Genomic DNA, 18,796 nt, shown 5'->3' with positions numbered 1-18,796 from the left:
TCGGCAGCAGTCTTCTGGAGTTTGGTATCGGCTGTGCTCAGCCAGCCTTCTGGACGAAGCTGTCGAGCACCATCTTCCGCCCGGCCTTGTCGAAGTCGACGGTGAGCTTGTTGCCATCGACGCTGGCAACGGAGCCGGGGCCGAATTTGACGTGGAAGACGCGGGCGCCGGTGCCGTAGGCAGACTCGCCGGTCGATTTGGCGGTGAGCTCACCTTCGATCAGCAGCGGGCCGCGCTGGCGTGATGAGCTGCCTCCGAAACCGCCCGAGCCGAAGCCACGGCCGCTTTCGGAGAAGCCGCTGCCACCGCCGCTGTTCTTCGCGCGGTTTTCCTGCGCGCGCTGCCAGCCCGGCGTGTTGTAGCTGGAGCCGAAGCTCTCCATCCGGTCGAAGCGCGAGGCGCCGTAGCCGCCCTGCGAATAGCTCGTCGGGGCCTGCTCGACCTCGACATGTTCTTCCGGCAATTCGTCGATGAAGCGGGAGGGCAGGCTGGTTTGCCAGAGGCCGTGGATGCGCCGGTTCGAGGCGAAATAGAGCTTCAGTTTCTTGCGGGCGCGGGTAAGGCCGACATGGGCAAGGCGGCGCTCCTCCTCAAGGCCGGCGCGGCCGCTCTCGTCGAGAGCGCGCTGGTTCGGGAACAGCCCTTCCTCCCAGCCCGGCAGGAAGACGGTGTCGAATTCCAGCCCCTTGGCGGCGTGCAGCGTCATGATCGAGACGCGGGCCTCGGCCTCGCCATCCCCGACATCCATCACCAGCGAGACGTGTTCGAGGAAGGCCGGCAGATCGGGGAATTCATCGAGGGAGCGGACGAGCTCCTTGAGGTTTTCGAGGCGCCCGGCGGCATCGGCCGAGCGGTCCTTCTTCCACATCTCGGTGTAGCCGGATTCCTCCAGCACCAGTTCGGCGAGTTCGCCCTGCGGCATGTTCTCGGCGCGGGCCGACCAGCGGCCGAAGGCTTCGACCAGTTCGCGCAGCGCGGTACGGGCCTTGGGCTTCAACTCGTCGCTCTCGACCGCGGCGCGGGCCGACTGCATCAGCGAGAAGCCGGTGGCGCGGGCGTGATTGTGCAGGAGCTGGACCGTCGCATCGCCGAGGCCGCGCTTGGGCACATTGACGATGCGCTCGAACGCGAGGTCGTCGGTCGGCGAGACGACGCAGCGCAGATAGGCCAGCGCATCGCGGATTTCTGCCCGCTCATAGAAGCGCGGGCCGCCGATGACGCGATAGGGCACGCCGGCCTGGACGAAGCGCTCCTCAATCTCGCGCATCTGGGCGGAGATGCGGACGAGCACCGCGACCTCCGCGAGGTTGTGCTTCTTGGCCTGCATCGCCTCGATCTCGTCGGAGATCAGGCGGGCTTCCTCCTGGCTGTCCCAGGCGCCGGTGATCGTGACCTTCTCGCCGAGCGCATCCTCGGTGCGCAGCGTCTTGCCGAGGCGCCCCTCGTTGCGTGCGATCAGCTTCGAGGCGGTGGCGAGGATATGGCCGGTCGAGCGGTAGTTGCGCTCGAGCCGGATCACGGTCGCGCCCGGAAAATCGTGCTCGAAGCGCAGGATGTTATCGACCTCGGCACCGCGCCAGCCATAGATCGACTGGTCGTCGTCGCCGACGCAGCAGATGTTGCGGCGTCCTTGGGCGAGAAGCCTCAGCCAGAGATACTGCGCCGTGTTGGTGTCCTGATACTCGTCGACGAGGATGTAGCGGAAGCGATCGTGATAGGTCTGGAGCACGTCAGGATAGTCACGGAACAGCGTCAGGCAATGCAGCAGGAGATCGCCGAAATCGACAGCGTTCAGCGCCTTCAGCCGATCCTGATAGGCAGCGTAGAGCTTGCCGCCCTTGCCGTTGGCGAAGACCGCGGCCTCACCGGGCGGCACGTCCTTGGGGCTAAGGCCGCGATTCTTCCAGCTATCGATGAAGCCCGCCAGCATGCGGCCGGGCCAGCGCTTCTCGTCGATGCCCTCGGCCTGAATCACTTGCTTCATCAGGCGGATCTGGTCGTCGGTGTCGAGGATGGTGAAGTCGCTGCGCAGATCGAGTAGTTCGGCGTGGCGGCGCAGCAGCTTGGCCGAGATCGAATGGAAGGTGCCGAGCCAGGGCATGCCTTCGGCGACCGGGCCGACGAGATGGGCGACGCGCTCCTTCATCTCGCGCGCCGCCTTGTTGGTGAAGGTGACGGCGAGGATCTGGGAAGGGTAGGCGCGGCTGGTCGAAATCAGGTGGCCGATGCGGGTGGTAAGCACGCGGGTTTTGCCGGTGCCGGCGCCGGCCAGCACCAACACGGGGCCTTCCGTCGCCTCGACCGCCTGGCGCTGCTCCGGGTTCAGCCCCGTAAGATAGCCGGCCGCCGGCTGCGCTGCAGCACGCGCGGCGATGCCTCCAGGGCGGGGCAGGGGAGCGGAAAAGGGGTCAGTCTCGGACAAGGGACCAGTGTGCTCGTGCGTGATTCGTTCTCCGGCGAATATAGGGCGCTCGTGTCAGGATTGCGCCCTGCCGGAGGGATCATTTTATATCCCGTTCCACAGGGAGGTGGCAGCAATGGCGGAGCAGAGCGGGGAAGGGCGCCGGGAGGTCACCAATCAGGTGCTGGCGATGCTCTACTTTCCGCGGTTCGAGATTCGAATGACGGCTCCGAGGGCGAGCAGCCCAGCCCCTGTCCAAAAACGTATCTCAGCCCCGAGAGAGCCTGAGCCGCGCATACGAACCGGCTTAGCCAAGTCCATCACGCCATCCGAGAAGCCCGCTATCCATGCTGTTGCTATGAATGCCAATCCGATTGCGAAACAGGCGTAGCCCAAGATCGCCCTTATGCGCACAATCGACTCTTGTCTGAGGCGAAACGGACTGTGCGGGTCTGGCCGCAGGTGGGTCAAGGTTAGTCACGTTTGGCGAACGAGGATCGGGGATGACGAGCGTGGACTGGACCATCACCAACCAGGTGCGGGTGTTGGCCGAATACGACGCCTTCGCCGCCGATCCGGTGCTGCTCGGCATCGTCTCTGCCTTCGGGGCCGACTGGGCACGCGAGCGGCTCCACGAGGCCGGGCGGACTGTCGGGTCGGCGCGGGTGCAGGAGCTGGCCTATCTCGCCAACCGTTACACGCCCGAACTCAAGGCCTTCGACCGGTTCGGCAACCGCATCGACGAGATCGCCTTCCATCCCGCCTGGCACGAGCTGATGGGGCTCGCCATCGGGCAGGAGACGCATGCGCTCGCCTGGAACCGGCCGGAGCCCGGTGCGCAGGTGGCGCGGGCGGCGCTGCAATATCTTTGGTACGGGGCGGAGAGCGGCATCTGCTGCCCGATCAGCATGACCTATGCCGCCGTGCCGGTGCTGAAGCAGGACGCGGCACTCTGGGAGCAGTGGGGTGGGCTTGTCACCTCCAATCGCTACGATCCGCGGCAGGGGCCGGCGCCTCTCAAGACGGGCGCGACCGTCGGCACGGCGATGACCGAGACGCAAGGCGGCTCGGATCTGCGTCAGACGCAGACATATGCCGAAGACAATCGCGACGGCACCTATTCGCTCCATGGCCGGAAATGGTTCTTCTCGGTGCCGCATTCCGACGTCTTCCTCACGTTGGCGCGCATGGGCGAGGGCATCTCCTGCTTCGTCGTGCCGGGCTGGCTGCCGGATGGCGCGCGCAACGGCGTCGCGATCCAGCGGCTCAAGGACAAGGTCGGCAACCGCTCGAATGCCTCTTCCGAGGTGGAGTTCAGTGGCGCGATCGGCCATCTGATCGGCGAGAAGGGGCGGGGCATCCGCACCGGGCTGTCGATGAATCACAATTCACGGCTGGACATTGCCGCCGCCTCCTCCGGGCTGATGCGGATGGCGGTCTCGCTGGCGGCGCATCACGCGCAGCACCGGAGGGCATTCCAGAAGGCGCTGATCGACCAGCCGATCATGCAGAACGTGCTGGCCGATATCGCGATCGAGGCCGAGGCCGCGGCCTGGCTCGCCTTCCGGCATTTCGCGGCGCTGGATCGACAGGAGGCATCGGAGAGTGAGCGGCTGCTGGCGCGGGTGGGCGCGCCGATCGCGAAATACTGGATCACGCGGCGGACGCCTGCCGTCGTCACCGAGGCGCTGGAATGCCATGGCGGCAACGGCTTCATCGAGGACAACCCGATGGCGCGGCTCTATCGCGAGGCGCCGCTGAACGCGATCTGGGAAGGCTCGGGCAATGTCATCTGCCTTGACGTGTTGCGCTCGCTGGCGCGCGAGGAGGGGGCGATCGACGTGTTGCGGGCGGAGTTGGTCGCGGCTGCGGGCTCGGACAAGCGCTACGATGCGGCGCTGAGGCGTTTGGAAGGCGAATTGCCCGGGATGATCCGCAATGAAGGGCAGGCGCGGCGGCTCACCGAGCGGCTGGCGCTCATGTTGCAGGGCTCGTTGCTGTTGCAGTTTGCGCCTGCTGCGGTGGCGGATGCGTTCATTGCCACACGGCTTGGGGATGGCTGGTCGGGACAGTTCGGCGATCTGCCGCCGGCGGTGGATGCCGGAGTGCTGGCGCGACGGGCGGTGCCCGTTACGTGAGGCGTCATGCCCGGGCTTGACCCGGGCATCTCTTTATCGCCTTTCCGTCGTGAGATGCTCGGGTCAAGCCCGAGCATGACGGCGGGATCAAGCCGCTTCCGGCTCGAAATTCATCGCCACGCCGTTAATGCAGTAGCGCAGGCCGGTGGGCGGCGGGCCGTCGGGGAAGACGTGGCCGAGATGGCCGCCGCAATTGGCGCAATGCGCCTCGACACGGTGCATGCCGTAGCTGAAATCCTCCGAGGCGCCGACGGCGCCCTCCAGCGGCTGGTCGAAGCTCGGCCAGCCCGTGCCGCTCTCGAATTTCTTGCCCGATTTGAACAGCTTCTGGCCGCAGCCGGCGCAAGAGAAGGTGCCGGCGCGCTTCTCGTAGTTGAGTGCGCAAGAACCCGCACGCTCCGTGCCGTGGCCACGCAGGACCTGATACTGCTCCGGCGTCAGCCGCTCGCGCCACTGCGCGTCGGTCAGCTGGAAGGGGAAAGTCTCGTCCTGCTTCTTCGGCTCGCCGAACATGCTCATCAGACCCATTGCGATCTCCTTGTCAGCGGGGTGGCGGGGCGCCTCATCGGCTTTCGTGCCGCCAATATGGCGTCTCAGGCGCCGGATTTCAGCCCCACAGATTACCGGCGGTTTCACGACGCAGCGGCAAGGGCCGAGGCTCCGTCACCGGACCGTCACGCGACTCCTCTAGCAGGCCCGCCACCCGCAAAGGGAGGAAAACCGGTGACGCAACAGGCGACGCAAACGGCGCGCGCGGCCCGCCGCATGACGAGCTCGGGCCTGGGACTGGCCGTCCGGCGCAGCAAGACGCTGTCCAAAGCGGGCATGCTGGAATGGCTGTTCGCCCGCGCCTTCTCCGGACTGGTCTATCCGCAGATCTGGGAAGACCCGGTGGTCGACATGGCGGCGCTGCAGCTCAAGGCCGAGGACCATGTCGTGGCGATCGCGTCGGGCTCCTGCAACATCCTTTCCTATCTCACGGCCGCGCCGATCCGTGTCAGCGCTGTCGATCTCAACGCCGCGCATATCGCGCTCGGCCGGCTGAAGCTCGCGGCTCTGGCGCGGTTGGAGCGGCAGGAGGACTTCCTGCGCTTCTTCGGCCAGGCAAATGCGCGCGAGAATGTCGGCGTCTACGATCGCGAGATCGCTGATCATCTCGACGCCGTCTCGCGCGGCTACTGGGAGGGGCGGGGCCTCAATGGACGGCGCCGGATCAACCTCTTCGCCAAGGGCTTCTATCGCTACGGCCTGCTCGGCCGCTTCATCGGCACGGGCCATGTGCTGGCGCGGGCGCTGGGCGGCAATCCGCTGATGATGCTGGCGGCGCGTGACCTCGCCGAACAGAGGGCGCTCTACGAGCAACACCTCGCGCCGGTGTTCGAGCGCAAGCTGGTGCGGTGGCTGGTGCGCCAGCCGGCCTCGCTCTATGGGCTCGGCATCCCGCCGGCGCAGTACAAGGCGCTGGCCGCCGATGCCGAGGAGGGCATTCTCGGCGCGCTGAAGCTGCGGCTGGAGCGTCTGGCCTGCGATTTCGATCTGAAGGACAACTACTTCGCCCAGCAGGCTTTCGGCCGACGCTATGGCGAGGGGGCCGGCGCGGCGTTTCCGCCCTATCTGCAGCCGCAATATTTCGCGGCGGTGAAGGAGCGCGCGGCGAACGTCTCCTATCACCAGAGCGCGGTCACGGCTTTGCTGGAGCAGCAGCCGGCCGAGAGTTGCGATGCCTATGTGCTGCTCGATGCGCAGGATTGGATGAACGACGCCGATCTGACGGCGCTGTGGTCGCAGATCACGCGCACCGCCCGGCCGGGCGCGCGGGTGATCTTCCGCACGGCGGCCGACGAGCGGCTGCTGCCCGGCCGGATACCCGCTGCGATCCTCGACCAGTGGCATTACGAGGAGGAGCGCAGCCGCGATCTCTGCCGGCAGGACCGCTCGGCGATCTATGGCGGCTTCCACCTCTATGTGCTGAGGGGGCAGGTCCGGTGAGCGCCGCCGAGGTGCCGGGCGGCTCGCCCGCCGGGTTGATGGACCGGATCTATCGGCATCAGCGGCACATCTACGACGCCAGCCGGAAGTTCTATCTGCTCGGCCGTGACCAGCTGATCGATGGGTTGCAGCCGCCTCCCGGCGCCACCGTCCTGGAGATCGGCTGCGGCACCGGGCGCAACCTCATCCAGATCGCGCGGCGCTACCCGTCCAGCGCCTGCTACGGGCTCGACGTCTCCAGCGAGATGCTGGCGACGGCGCGCACTGCGGTGGCGCGGGCGGAGCTGGACGATCGGATCCAGCTAGCCGAGGCTGATGCCACCGGCTTCGACCCGCAGGCACTGTTCGGCCTTCAGGGCTTCGACCGGATCGTGATCTCCTATGCGCTGTCGATGATCCCGCCCTGGCAGGGTGTCGTCGCGGAGGCGCTGCGCCGCCTCAACATGGGCGGCTCTTTGCATATCGTCGATTTCGGCGATCAGAGCGGGCTGCCGGCGAGCTTCAAGGCCGTGCTGCTGCGCTGGCTCGCCCTGTTCCATGTCACGCCGCGCGAAGATCTGCCGGGGACGGTGCGAGCGCTTGCGGAAGCGGCGGGGGCCGACTGCCGGATCGGCGCGCCGTATCGTGGCTATGCGATGCATGCGGTGGTGGGAAGGCGCGGAGCTTAGCGTCATGCTCGGGCTTGACCCGAGCACCTCCTGACAGGAAGGCGCCGGATTCCGAGATGGTCGGGCCAAGCCCGACCATGACGGCAAAATAGTCTCAGTGCCGCGTCTCGACCTCGGGCTCGCGCACTTCCTTCGCCTCATCGACGCGGATCGCCGACTTCTTCGGCATGCCGATGATGCGACCGATCGTAGCCGGCAGCGGCATCATGCTGTGGGCTGCCTTCATCAAGGCAAGATTCGCGAGGATGTCGGCAGGGAAGGGCGTGACCCTGCGATGGACCATGTCGACGTGCAGCGACAGGTTCTCGCTGGTCGCGGCGAGCCAGCCCTCATGGGCGTGACGCATCTCGAGATAGTAGTGCAGGCGCTTGTCGTCGAAGCCGATGAGCTGGGCGGTGACGCGGACGAGGTCGCCATCGGTCAGCTCACGCTTGTAGAGGATGTGGCATTCCGCGGTGAAGGTCGAGGCGTGGCGTGTCTCGACATAGTCCCGCGTCAGGCCGACGAGCGAGAAGACTTCGTCCACCGCACGGTCGAACAGGACATGATAGTAGGCCATGTTGAGGTGGCCGTTGTAGTCGATCCATTGCGGCTCGACCCGCATCGCCGAAGAGACGAAGGGCGAGAAGAAGAGCGCCGGAGCGCGTGTATCGTTTGCCATGATCGCCCTCCCTGTCAGGCGCCTCGTTCAAGGGGCCGTCGCATTATTGCGGCTGCCCATTTCGTCGTCCCATGATCTAGTATGCATCGTTCGCAATCAGCGTCAGCACCTCGCCCCGGCCGCGATGGTCAGGATGATGTCGGACCGTAACCAATTGCGAAACCGATCTGTTCCAAGTCTAAGCGCCAAAATCGGATCTTGACAATGAGCCTGCCCGCTGCCGCCCCTCATGACAGCCCTGCCTCCGCCGCAGTGCTGCCGCCATCGCCCGATGCCATCGCAGCCGTGACCCAGGCGCTGGCCGCGCGCTTCGGAAACCGGCTCGTCACCAGCCTCGCGGTGCGCCAGCAGCACGGCCATACCCTCACCTGGATACCCAATCAGCCGCCGGATGCGGTGATCTTCCCGCAAAACACGGAAGAGGTTTCCGAGATCGTGAAGCTCTGCGCGGCGCATGGCGTGCCGGTCATTGCCTTCGGTACCGGCACCTCGCTGGAGGGGCATGTCAACGCGCCCTTCGGCGGCGTCTGCATCGACATGTCGCAGATGAAGCGGATCATCGCCGTGCATGCCGAGGATCTCGACGTGGTGGTCGAGGCCGGCGTCACCCGCAAGGAGCTCAACGAGCATCTGCGCGACCAGGGCCTGATGTTCCCGATCGATCCGGGTGCCGATGCCTCGATCGGCGGCATGGCCGCGACGCGCGCTTCCGGCACCAATGCTGTCCGCTACGGCACGATGAAGGACAATGTGCTGGCGCTGAAGGCGGTGATGGCCGATGGCTCGATCGTCAAGACCTCGACGCGCGCGCGCAAGACCTCAGCCGGCTACGATCTCACGCGCCTGCTCGTTGGCTCGGAAGGCACGCTCGGCATCATCACCGAGGTCACGCTGAAGCTGCATGGCATCCCCGAGGCGATCGCCGCCGGCGTCTGCCCCTTCCCCTCGGTGAAGGCCGCCTGCGACGCGACGATCCTGACGATCCAGACCGGCCTGCCGGTGGCGCGCATCGAGTTGCTCGACGACGTGATGATCCGCGGCGTCAATCTGCATGCCAAGCTCGGCCTGCCGGAGACGACGATGCTCTTCGTCGAGTTCCACGGAACGGAAGCCGGCGTTGCCGAGCAGTCCCAGCGCTTCGGCGAGATCGCGGCGGAATATGGCGGCGGGCCCTTCGAATGGGCGACCAAGGCGGAGGACCGCTCCAAGCTCTGGCAGGCGCGCCATGACGCCTATTGGGCGGCGAAGGCGCTGCGGCCCGGCTTCGACTCGGTCGCGACCGATGTCTGCGTGCCGATCTCTCAACTGGCCGAATGCGTCGAGGAGACCAAGCGCGACATCGAGGCCTCCGGGCTGATCGCGCCGATCGCGGGCCATGTCGGCGACGGCAATTTCCACACGCAACCGCTGGTCGATCTTAACGACAAGGCCGAGGTCGAGCGGGCCCAGGCCTTCATCGACCGGCTGGTGAAGCGTGCGCTGGCCATGGGCGGAACCTGCACGGGTGAACACGGTGTCGGCCAGAAGAAGATGAAGTATCTCGAGCAGGAGCACGGGGCGGAGGCACTCGCGGTAATGCGGACGCTGAAGCGTGGGCTCGATCCGCAGAACATCCTCAATCCCGGAAAAATCGTCGTCCTGTGACATCGGCGCGGCTTGCGCTGCGGGCGCCCTTCGCGAAATGTCGCGATCCTGCCGCGACTTGCCGGCATGATCGCGGGCGGACGCCGGTTTTGGATCGGTGCCGCTACACCATGGCGACAGGGACAGAAAGCGGACGTTGCGTGAAAGCCTGACAGTTCTGGCCGGCCTGCTGGTATTGGCGCTGCTGGCGGCCCTGATTGGCCCCGGCTTCGTCGATTGGCGCGCCTATCGTCCGCAGATCGAGGCCAGGCTGAGCGAAGCGCTCGGCGTGGAGACGCAGATCGGTGGCGCGATCGGCCTGCGCCTGCTGCCCTCGCCGCGCATATCCCTCGAAAATGTGCGGATCGGCAGCGGCGACGGCACCGCCAGCGCGGCGACGGTCGAACATGCGACGGTCGAGCTGGCGCTCGCCGCCATGGCGCGCGGGGAGTTCCGGTTCTCGGAAGCCGAGATCGACGGGGCCACGGTCACGCTTTCCCTCGACGAGACCGGCGCGATCCGCCTGCCGGAGCGCACTGGCAAGGGCCTGCCGGCCGAAGCGAGCCTCGACAGGCTGCGGATCAGCCGCTCGGCCCTGATCTGGCGAGAGCCGGGCAAGCCGGCGGTCATGTTGACGCCAATCGCCGCGGAGGTTTCTGCCGTCAGCTTCGCCGGGCCCTGGCGTTTCGAAGGCGAGGTGGCGGGCACGTCCCTGCGCGTGACGACCGGCGAGCTCGAGGAGGGCGGCCGGCTGCGCGCCAAGGCCTTCCTCACCGGAGAGGATCTGCAGCTCAATTTCGACGGCTCCCTGATCCTGCCGGCGGCGCCAGGGCGGATCGCCGTCGAGCTCGACGGCGCCTTCGGCCTGTCGCCGGGCGGGGCGGTCTCGCTGTCGGGCAAGGTGAAGGGCGGTGGGCGCCAACTCGACCTTGCGGGTCTGACGCTCGACCTCGCCGGCGGTGCGGCGAGGCTGGAGGGGGAGGGGCAATATCTGCCGGGAACCGGAGCCGGCTCTCTGGCGCTGCGGGCGCGCCGGCTCGATGCCGATGCACTGGTCGCGTCGCTGGCGGAGCGCCAGGGCTTCGAGCGGGCGCTGAATGGCTTGCCGGGCACTCTCGACATTGGTCTCGACCTCGATCAGGTGATCTGGCGGGGCGAGGATTTTTCGACATTCGCGCTCCGCGGGCGGCTGCATGATGGCGGGCTGACCGATGCTTCGGCTTCCGTCCGCGTGGCCGGTGCGCTCATCGGGGCGAGCGGCGGTCTGGGCCCGGAGGGAGCGACGGGCCGCATCAATCTCAAGGCGAATGATGCGCGGCGCGTTGCGCTGGTTCTGGCCCGCGCCGGACTCGACCCGACCATGGCCGATTTTATCGCGGGGCTCGGACGCATCGATGCCGATGCGGTCGGCTCCTGGGCGCCAGCGCGGATCGTGTTCCAGCGGCTGCTGGTTGCGGGATCGTCCGGCGTGCGGCTCGACGCGTCGGGCGAGGCCGGATCGAACAGGCTCGCGGCCAAGGCCACGGTGAGCGGGCTAGCACTCGATACCCTGCCGCCGGGAACGAGCCTCGGCGGCCTGTTCCGGCAGCCTGACATCGCGCTGGATCTGACACTCGCCAATGCGCGCTACCGCAATGCTCCCCCAGGCTCGGCCAGCCTCGATATCCGCCGCGAGGGCGATGTCTGGCGGCTGAGCCGCCTCTCGGTCAACGGTTTCGGCGGCGTCAACGTTACCGGAGCCGGGTCGCTGCTGGCCGAGGGCGGGGAGATTTCGGGGCGGGTCCGCGCGCCGCGCATCGAGACCCTGACGGCTTTGGCCGGGCCGCTGCTGCCGGAGGCGGCCATGCAGGCGTTGACGCGGGCAAGCGACGGGCTGGCGAGGCTCGACAGCGGCTTCCGCCTGACGCGGGCGGCTTCGGGCGAGACCGCGCTCTCGGCCGAGGGCAATGCAGCGGCCGGGAAACTGACGATCAAGGGCCTGCTCGACCGCGCCGGAATCTGGAACAGCGCCAGTTTGGGTTTCGATCTTGCCGACCGGCGCCAAGCCTTCACGGCGCTTGGCCTGCCCGCGCCGATGCAGGGCGGCGCCGGCCGGCTCACGCTCGATATCGACAAGGGGCGCATGACCGGCTCGCTGGCCGGGCCGGGTCTGTCCATCGTCGTCGAGGATGGCGCCGGGGCGGCGCAAGTCTCGCTGCAGGCCGAAGGACCAGCCCAGATTCTGGCGGAGGGGCCGGCGCGGCTGCTGCCCGACGGCGTTCTCGATGCCCATGCGCGACTGCGGCTGACGGGAGATGGGGTCCAGCTCGACGGCATCGCAGCCAATCTCGGCGGCATCGCAGCCGGCGGCTCGCTCATCTTGCCACGCGAGGGACGCTACAGCGGACGTTTCGCGATCCCTGTGGCGGATTTGCGCCAACTGATCGCGACGGCGCTGGGCCCGGCGCCAGCGGCGCCCGGATCGATCTGGTCGACGGCACGGTTCGGGCGCGTCGGCGAGCTGCCGGAGTTCGACATTGCGGTCGAGGCCGGTTCGCTCGCGGTTCTCGACGGTGCGACGATCCGCAATGCGAGCTTCGCTTTGCGGTCCGATCAGGACGGGTTGCGGGTCGAGGATATCAAGGGAGCGTTCGGCGGGGGGCAGGTCGCCGGTCGGCTTGGCCTGCGTCGCGACGGGGGGCTCGCTCAGCTCAACGGACGGTTGGCCCTGACGGCGATCGACGTCGTCGAACTGACCAAGAGCGCTATTGGCGGCAAGGCTTCGGGGCAGGTCGAGTTCGGCGGATCGGGCGAGACGCCGGCGCGCCTGATCGCTGGCCTCAGCGGGGCCGGGAACCTGTCGCTTACCGGCGTTCGCCTCGCCCGTTTCGATCCCGGCGCCTACGCCCGCATCATCGCCAATACCGGCGAGGATGCCTCCGAAAGCGATGCCTCGCGCTTGCAGGACCGGCTTGCGGAAGCGCTGGATCGCGATGCCTGGGCCCTTGGTGACATCACCTTGCCCTTCACGCTCGCAGGCGGCCTCATCCGGCTGCAGCCCTTGAGCTTCGAGCGCAACGGCTTGCGGGCGGAGGCAAGCGGGGTCGTCGATCTGCGTGCGCTCAATGCCGATCTCAGGCTCGGTCTCAAGCCAGTCGGGGCGCTGCCGAAGGGCTGGCCCGGAGATGCCCCGCAGATCGGGATCGCCTGGCGCGGACCGCTCTCCAATCTGCGGCGGGAGAGCGATGTCAGCGCCCTTTCGAACACGGTGGCGGCGCGGGCTCTGGCGCGCGAGATCGAGCGCGTCGAAGCCTTCGAGGCGGATGCGCGCGAGCGGGCGATGCATGCGCGGCGGCTGAGGGCGGAGCGCGAGATGCGCGAGAACGAGCGCAAGCTGAACGAGTTCCTGAAGGCGCAGGAAGAGGCCCGCCTCGCCGAGGAAAAGCGGCAGGAGGAGGTGCGACGTGCCGAGGAGCAGCGCAGGCTGGCCGAGGAGAAGCGCGCCGAGGAACTGCGCCGCGCGGAGCAGGCGCGGACGGAGCAGGAGGCGCGCCGACGGGCGGAGCTGGAGGAGCGCGCCCGAGCCGCGGCGGAGCGGGCAGCCATGCAATCGGCTCCGCCGCCGACACAGCCACAGTCACTGTCACAACCGGGACCGCTCGTCCTCCCGGGGGCGCCCCGTTCCAGCTCTCCTGAAGGCGCGGTTCAGCAGCCGGCGCCGCCTCTCCAGATTCTGCCGGGCGCACAACCGCGCAATTGAAGCCGTGCTTCAAACCCCGCCCGGGTTATTCCGGGGTTCGTTTCCGGCGGCTGAAATGATTACGGTTCTGCATCGGTTCGCTGCCCGGCGGCGAGCTGCCGGTAATGAGCGAGCGCGTGAAGCCGCAGGGCCGATGACAGGTTGAGGTCCCCCCGGCTCGAATCGACTTCGACGACGAGGGCGGAAACCGGCTGGCCTTGTAGCGCAGCGATCTCCTTCAGCGCTTCCCAGAATTCGTCTTCCAGCGAGATGCTGGTGCGGTGGCCGGCGATGCTGAGAGAGCGCTTGCGCTCCGCGCTCATGCCGGCTCCGGGTCCTTGTCGTCGCGGGAGGACTTCCGCGTTTCTCCGAAGCGCTGAAGTTCCCTAGCCCTTTGCTTTATCGCATTTTCTTCACGCGAACCGGCCTCCGCTTCGCTGGAAAATGCTCTCGTGAGCCTGTGCCCGTCGATGTGGCGGGCGGCCTTGTCGCGCTCGGCGTTGGTGAGGCTGCGCTCGGCCTTGGTCCGGCCGAAGCTGATGCGGTTCTGCTCGGCCGTCTTGTCCGCCTCCGCGCGCTCCTTCTGCTTGCGGGCGCGGCGGAGATTGATGATCTCGGCCATCGTTGCGGCTCCGTCAGCGCGGGCCGAGCATCTGCTCGGGCTTGACCGTCCTATCGAAGAGATCGGCGTCGACACCGGCCTTGAGCGCTTCCTCGCGCAGCGTCGTGCCGTTGTGATGCGCGGACTTGGCGATGTTCGCGGCCTTGTCGTAGCCGATCGCCGGGGCGAGCGCCGTCACCAGCATGAGCGAGCGCGACAGCAGCTCCTTCAGCTGTGCCTCATTGGCCTCGATGCCCTCGACGCAATTGACGCGGAAGCTCTCCGCCGCATCGGCTAGCAGACGGACCGACTGCAGGAAGGCGGCAGCGATCACCGGCTTGAAGACATTGAGCTCGAAATGGCCCTGGCTCGCGGCGAAGCCGATCGTCGCCTGGTTGCCGTGGACCTGGATGGCGACCATGGTCAGCGCCTCGGCCTGGGTCGGGTTGACTTTGCCGGGCATGATCGAGGATCCCGGCTCGTTCTCCGGCAGGCTGATTTCGCCGAGGCCCGAACGCGGGCCCGAGCCCATCAGGCGGATGTCGTTGGCGATCTTGAACAGGTCGGAAGCGAGTGCCGCCAGCGCGCCATGGGCGGCGGCGAGCGCGCCGTGGCTCGCCAGAGCCTCGAATTTGTTCTCGGCCGTGCGGAAGGGCAGGCCGGTCAGCGTCGCGACCTCCTTGGCGAAGAGCACGGCGAAATCGGGATGGGTGTTGATGCCGGTTCCGACGGCCGTGCCGCCCTGTGCCAGCGCATAGAGCCCGCCGAGGGCAGCCTCGATCCGGCCGATGCCGAGATGGATTTGCATCGCATAGCCGGAGAATTCCTGGCCGAGCGTGACGGGCGTGGCGTCCTGCAGATGGGTACGGCCGATCTTGACGAGATGCTTGAAGGCATCGGCCTTGGCGTTGAGCGCCTTTTCGAGATTGCGCAGGGCCGGGAGCAGCTTGCGGGTGATCTCGAGGACGGCCGCAATATGCATCGCGGTCGGGAAAGAATCGTTCGAGGACTGGCCGCGATTGACGTGGTCGTTGGGGTGGACCGGGCTCTTGGCGCCGAGACCGGCACCGAGCAGTTCGTTCGCGCGGTTCGCCAGCACCTCATTGGCATTCATGTTGGACTGGGTGCCCGAGCCGGTTTGCCAGATCACCAGCGGAAAATGCCCGTCGAACTTGCCGGAGAGCGCTTCATCCGCCGCCTGGCCGATGGCGCCGGCAACGCGCTGGTCGAGCAGGCCGAGCCGGGCGTTGACGTGAGCGGCCGCCTTCTTGACCAGCACGAGGGCATGAACCAGCGGCAGCGGCATGCGCTCGCGCTCGCCGCCGATCCGGAAATTCTCCAGAGAGCGCTGCGTCTGTGCGCCCCAATACCGGTCCGCGGGCACAGCGATGGGGCCGAAGGAATCGGTTTCGGTGCGCGTCTCGGTCATGGAAGGTCCGTCAGGTCTTCTTGCGGAAGGAATCGAGGCTGACGACTTCGGCACCGCTCTTGCCGTCGTCTTCGGTTTCGTTGGCCGGCGCATCGCTGCTCTTGTCCGTGTCCTCTGCCGCCGACGCTCGCGCCTTCAGCGCTGGTACACCGGCGGGCATGGACTTGGTGGGAACGGGCGCGGGGGCCACAACCGACTCGGACTGCGGTGCGCCACTTTCCTCCGGATCCCCCTGCGTCTCGAATTTCAGGCCGAACTGCACGGAGGGGTCGAAGAAGGTCGTTATCGCATCGAATGGGATGAGAAGCCGCTCCGGCACGCCGGAGAATGACAGGCCGACCTCGAAGGCGTGGTCGCTGACGCTGAGGTCCCAGAACTGATGCTGAAGCACGATCGTCATCTCGTCGGGGTGCTTCTCGCGCAGGCGCTGCGACAAACGCACACCGGGCGCTCCCGTCCGAAAGGTGACGTAGAAATGATGCTCGCCCGGCAGCCCGTCCCGCGCAGCCTCCGTCAGGATCTTGCGGACGACGCCCTTCAGCGCTTCCTGCACCATCAGATCGTAACGAAGAACATCTTTGGACATAGGGTATGTTTTTCCGCTTGCTGCTCCGGCGGGAACAGCCGGCAGGCCAGAATGAAAGTGGAGGCTTCTGTTGCCAGGCGCCTCCGGGCCCCGCCTTACGCGGCTAAACGCAAGGGCTTTGGTTTGGGAACCAGCACCGCTTACGCGGCGACGGCAACCCGAGCATTGTTGTCGTTGGCAACTATGCTTTGGCCCGATAACGGCGGAACCATGCCGAGCAAAAGGACAACTTTTACACCCTCGTCGATCCTATTTCGCCCCCGCCAAAACCCTGAAAGATCAGGGCTTTGGTGGAGGCGCCGGGTACCGCCCCCGGGTCCGAAAGGCTTATTCCGAAATCCGTTTATCGCCATAGCCGCTCTTGCGAGTGGCACTCACGAATATAGGCGCTGCAACGGCGCGGGGAAAGAGTGCTGAGCCGATTTCGACAGGTAATGCGGCATTCGCGCCTCAATCGAGAATGCGACCATTTCTAATGTCGATGTCGAGGATCATCTCGTCGTCGTTGGCGTCGCGGCCGGCAATCTCCCAGCGGTCGTCAGCCCGGGTGATTTCCTCGACATGGACGAGGCCGGCGTTCCAGGCGATGTTCCGGGCCTCGCTCTCCGAAACGGTGATTTCCGCTTCACAGGCATGGGCGGCCGGCAGTGCAAAACCATTGAGCGCGAGCGCGATCAGCAAGCCGGCTCCGGTGGTCTTCATCCACATCAACGTATCCGCACGAATCAGGCTGCGATGAGCGTCCCGGATTGAGGCGGGTTTGCGGATGCGGGTGTTCACAGGTGGTCGCAATGGCGTGAGTCCTCGCCCGCCTCGGCCTCCCGCCATTGCAGGAGGCCGAGGCGGGGGCCGCGCGGAGGAGCGGTCTGCGCGAAAGCATGGCGATGCCGTACGTGGAAATGCCTGCCTCCTGAGGCGTGGAACGGGCGACGACTGGTTTGCGCCATAGTTCCGGCCGTCGGCTGGCAGGAATGCGTGCAAAGACTGGGGATGTCTGCAGCGGCGAGGGAGGCCAAGGCGCGCCAGAGCCGCTATGTTCCTGCGCCTTCAGAGAGTCGCCATGCGCCAGTACCATGACCTGCTTCAACGTGTTCTGACCGAGGGCGTCCGCAAGGACGACCGCACCGGCACCGGCACGCTCGCCGTCTTCGGCCATCAGATGCGTTTCGACCTGTCGGAGGGGTTTCCGCTGGTCACCACCAAGAAGCTGCATCTGAAATCGATCATCCATGAGCTGATCTGGTTCCTGCGCGGCGACACCAATGTGCGCTACCTGCAGGAGAACGGCGTTACGATCTGGGACGAGTGGGCCGATGCGAATGGCGATCTCGGGCCGGTATACGGCAGGCAATGGCGTTCCTGGGCGGCCCCGGACGGGCAGGTGATCGACCAGATGGCCTGGGTGGTGAACGAGATCCGCCGCAATCCGGATTCGCGGCGCCTCATCGTCTCAGCCTGGAACCCCGCCGACATTCCGAAGATGGCGCTGGCGCCCTGCCATTGCCTGTTCCAGTTCTTCGTCCAGCCTTCCGAAGACGGGCGCGGCAAGCTGTCCTGCCAGCTCTACCAGCGCTCGGCCGACGTCTTCCTGGGCGTGCCCTTCAACGTCGCGAGCTATGCGCTGCTGACCCATATGGTAGCGCAGGTGACCGGGCTGGGCGTCGGCGAGTTCGTCCATTCCTTTGGCGATACTCACCTCTACGTGAATCATCTCGATCAGGCCCGGCTGCAGCTTTCGCGCGAGCCGCGCGCGCTGCCGAAGCTCTCGCTCAATCCGGCCGTGACTCGGCTCGAGGATTTCCAGTTCGGGGACGTCGCGATCTCGGACTACGACCCCCACCCCTCCATCAAGGCGCCGATCGCAGTATGACTCTCAACATTCGCTCTGTCCGCCCCGGCGAGGCCGGGCTCGTGCTCGCCTTCATCAAGGAACTGGCCGAATACGAGAAATTGATCCACGAGGTGGTCGCGACCGAGGCGGAGATCGCTGAGGCGCTGTTCGGCGCGAATCCGAAGGTCTTCTGCGACATCGCCGAATGGAATGGCGAGCCGGTCGGCTTCGCCGTCTGGTTCTATACCTATTCGACCTTCGCCGGCCGCCACGGCATCTGGCTGGAGGACCTCTACGTTCGGCCGGACCAGCGCGGGCGCGGCATCGGTAAGGGATTGATCGCGGGCTTGGCGCGTCGCTGCGTCGCGGAAGATCTGCCTCGCCTCGCCTGGTGGGTGCTGAACTGGAACGAGCCGTCGCGCGTATTCTACCGTTCGATCGGCGCCAAGGCGCAGGACGAATGGACGGTGAAGCGGCTGGAGGGCGAGGCGCTCAGGAGATTGGGCGCGGAGGATTGAAGCATGGAGAAGCGCCCGATCGTGCTGATCGCGGCCGTCGCCGACAATGGCGTGATCGGCGACGACAATCGCCTGATCTGGCGGCTCAAGCGAGATCTGCAGCGGTTTCGCAGCCTGACGATGGGTCGCCCCGTGCTGATGGGGCGCAAGACCTTCCTATCCATCGGCAAGCCCCTCCCGGGGCGCGAGATCATCGTGTTGACCCGCGATGAGGGCTTCGCGCCCGATGGCGTCAGAGTCGCGCATTCGCTCGACGAGGCGCTGGCGATGGGGCAGGCGGTGGCCGCGGCGAGCGGTGCCGATTCCGTCACGGTCGCCGGCGGCGCCGAGGTCTATCGGCAGGCACTGCCCTTCGCGGATCGGCTGGAGCTGACGCTCGTCCATGCCAGCCCGACGGGAGACGCGCTTTTCCCGGATTGGGAGCCTGGTGCCTTCGACGCGGGAGCAAACGAACGTCACCACGTCGATGCCGACAACGAGTATCCTTATACCTTCGTCACCTACCGCAGGCGCGGCTGATCGCCGCTTTCCATTCACGATGAATGGCTTGCGCCGTTGACGAATCCGTGGCCCATGACCAACTCAGCCCAGCGTCTTCAGCCGAAGACGCTGACAAGCGGCCGCTATTCGCCT

General features: G+C 66.6%; 16 protein-coding genes and 1 other RNA gene. 8 read left to right on the top strand and 9 right to left on the bottom strand.

Annotated elements, in window-relative coordinates; all coding sequences use genetic code 11:
- Nucleotides 1-37: 37 nt before the first annotated feature.
- Nucleotides 38-2,422 carry an ATP-dependent helicase gene (locus tag AC1DDA_RS11985; RefSeq protein WP_476795899.1) on the bottom strand — a complete coding sequence of 795 codons (2,385 nt, stop codon included), beginning with the start codon at nt 2,420-2,422 and terminating at the stop codon, nt 38-40.
- Nucleotides 2,423-2,904: 482 nt separating this feature from the next.
- Here AC1DDA_RS11985 and AC1DDA_RS11980 point away from each other — a divergent pair, with 482 nt between their 5' ends.
- A complete protein-coding gene (locus AC1DDA_RS11980; RefSeq protein WP_476795898.1) occupies nt 2,905-4,539 on the top strand; it encodes an acyl-CoA dehydrogenase family protein in 1,635 nt (544 codons plus the stop codon).
- 87 nt (nt 4,540-4,626) lie between these two features.
- Here AC1DDA_RS11980 and msrB read toward each other — a convergent pair whose 3' ends face one another.
- Entirely contained in the window at nt 4,627-5,058 is a 432-nt protein-coding gene (gene msrB / locus AC1DDA_RS11975) for a peptide-methionine (R)-S-oxide reductase MsrB (RefSeq protein WP_476779353.1), read from the bottom strand.
- Between the two features lie 204 nt (nt 5,059-5,262).
- On the opposite strand from msrB, the gene AC1DDA_RS11970 reads away from it, so the two are divergent.
- Nucleotides 5,263-6,528 carry a BtaA family protein gene (locus AC1DDA_RS11970; protein WP_476795897.1) on the top strand — a complete coding sequence of 422 codons (1,266 nt, stop codon included), beginning with the start codon at nt 5,263-5,265 and terminating at the stop codon, nt 6,526-6,528.
- Nucleotides 6,525-7,196 carry a class I SAM-dependent methyltransferase gene (locus AC1DDA_RS11965; RefSeq protein ID WP_476795896.1) on the top strand — a complete coding sequence of 224 codons (672 nt, stop codon included), beginning with the start codon at nt 6,525-6,527 and terminating at the stop codon, nt 7,194-7,196. Before AC1DDA_RS11970 ends, AC1DDA_RS11965 begins: the two co-directional genes overlap by 4 nt.
- 94 nt (nt 7,197-7,290) lie before the next feature.
- Here AC1DDA_RS11965 and AC1DDA_RS11960 read toward each other — a convergent pair whose 3' ends face one another.
- Nucleotides 7,291-7,857, bottom strand: a complete 567-nt coding sequence (locus AC1DDA_RS11960) for a thioesterase family protein (RefSeq protein ID WP_441513803.1) — start codon at nt 7,855-7,857, stop codon at nt 7,291-7,293.
- Between the two features lie 204 nt (nt 7,858-8,061).
- On the opposite strand from AC1DDA_RS11960, the gene AC1DDA_RS11955 reads away from it, so the two are divergent.
- Both AC1DDA_RS11955 and AC1DDA_RS11950 read left to right on the top strand, forming a co-directional pair.
- Nucleotides 8,062-9,501 (top strand): FAD-binding oxidoreductase, encoded by a 1,440-nt coding sequence (locus AC1DDA_RS11955; RefSeq protein WP_441513802.1) that lies wholly within the window; start codon nt 8,062-8,064, stop codon nt 9,499-9,501.
- A 136-nt stretch (nt 9,502-9,637) separates the two neighbouring features.
- Nucleotides 9,638-13,219 (top strand): AsmA family protein, encoded by a 3,582-nt coding sequence (locus AC1DDA_RS11950; RefSeq protein ID WP_476795895.1) that lies wholly within the window; start codon nt 9,638-9,640, stop codon nt 13,217-13,219.
- Between the two features lie 59 nt (nt 13,220-13,278).
- Here the strand turns inward: AC1DDA_RS11950 and AC1DDA_RS11945 are convergent, their stop codons facing one another.
- The 6 genes from AC1DDA_RS11945 to AC1DDA_RS11920 form a co-directional block, all read right to left on the bottom strand.
- Nucleotides 13,279-13,521 carry a ribbon-helix-helix domain-containing protein gene (locus tag AC1DDA_RS11945; protein WP_476779114.1) on the bottom strand — a complete coding sequence of 81 codons (243 nt, stop codon included), beginning with the start codon at nt 13,519-13,521 and terminating at the stop codon, nt 13,279-13,281.
- On the bottom strand, nt 13,518-13,820 hold the full coding sequence (locus AC1DDA_RS11940; RefSeq protein ID WP_476795894.1) for a DUF4169 family protein: 303 nt from the start codon (nt 13,818-13,820) through the stop codon (nt 13,518-13,520). The genes AC1DDA_RS11945 and AC1DDA_RS11940 overlap by 4 nt, the downstream gene beginning before the upstream one ends.
- Nucleotides 13,821-13,833: 13 nt before the next feature.
- Nucleotides 13,834-15,228 carry a class II fumarate hydratase gene (gene fumC, locus AC1DDA_RS11935; RefSeq protein WP_476795893.1) on the bottom strand — a complete coding sequence of 465 codons (1,395 nt, stop codon included), beginning with the start codon at nt 15,226-15,228 and terminating at the stop codon, nt 13,834-13,836.
- Between the two features lie 10 nt (nt 15,229-15,238).
- Nucleotides 15,239-15,814, bottom strand: a complete 576-nt coding sequence (locus AC1DDA_RS11930; RefSeq protein WP_476795892.1) for an SspB family protein — start codon at nt 15,812-15,814, stop codon at nt 15,239-15,241.
- 56 nt (nt 15,815-15,870) lie between these two features.
- Nucleotides 15,871-16,226, bottom strand: a transfer-messenger RNA (tmRNA) gene (gene ssrA / locus AC1DDA_RS11925).
- A 38-nt stretch (nt 16,227-16,264) separates the two neighbouring features.
- The gene (locus tag AC1DDA_RS11920; RefSeq protein ID WP_476795891.1) at nt 16,265-16,516 is read right to left on the bottom strand and encodes a hypothetical protein; all 252 of its coding nucleotides are present in this window, start codon (nt 16,514-16,516) and stop codon (nt 16,265-16,267) included.
- A 358-nt stretch (nt 16,517-16,874) separates the two neighbouring features.
- Between AC1DDA_RS11920 and AC1DDA_RS11915 the strand changes: the two genes are divergently transcribed.
- The 3 genes from AC1DDA_RS11915 to AC1DDA_RS11905 are packed head-to-tail and all read left to right on the top strand — an operon-like array spanning nt 16,875 to nt 18,682.
- Nucleotides 16,875-17,684: a thymidylate synthase gene (locus AC1DDA_RS11915; RefSeq protein ID WP_476779118.1), complete on the top strand. Its 810-nt coding sequence runs from the start codon at nt 16,875-16,877 to the stop codon at nt 17,682-17,684.
- Nucleotides 17,681-18,163, top strand: a complete 483-nt coding sequence (locus AC1DDA_RS11910) for an N-acetyltransferase family protein (RefSeq protein ID WP_476795890.1) — start codon at nt 17,681-17,683, stop codon at nt 18,161-18,163. The genes AC1DDA_RS11915 and AC1DDA_RS11910 overlap by 4 nt, the downstream gene beginning before the upstream one ends.
- A 3-nt stretch (nt 18,164-18,166) precedes the next feature.
- The gene (locus AC1DDA_RS11905) at nt 18,167-18,682 is read left to right on the top strand and encodes a dihydrofolate reductase (RefSeq protein WP_441513793.1); all 516 of its coding nucleotides are present in this window, start codon (nt 18,167-18,169) and stop codon (nt 18,680-18,682) included.
- The last annotated feature ends 114 nt before the right edge of the window (nt 18,683-18,796 follow it).

It is taken from the genome of Allobosea sp. 10N428 (assembly GCF_056394545.1).
The sequence above is the reverse complement of the archived record's forward strand: the minus strand, read 5'-3'. Positions and strand labels throughout refer to the sequence as shown.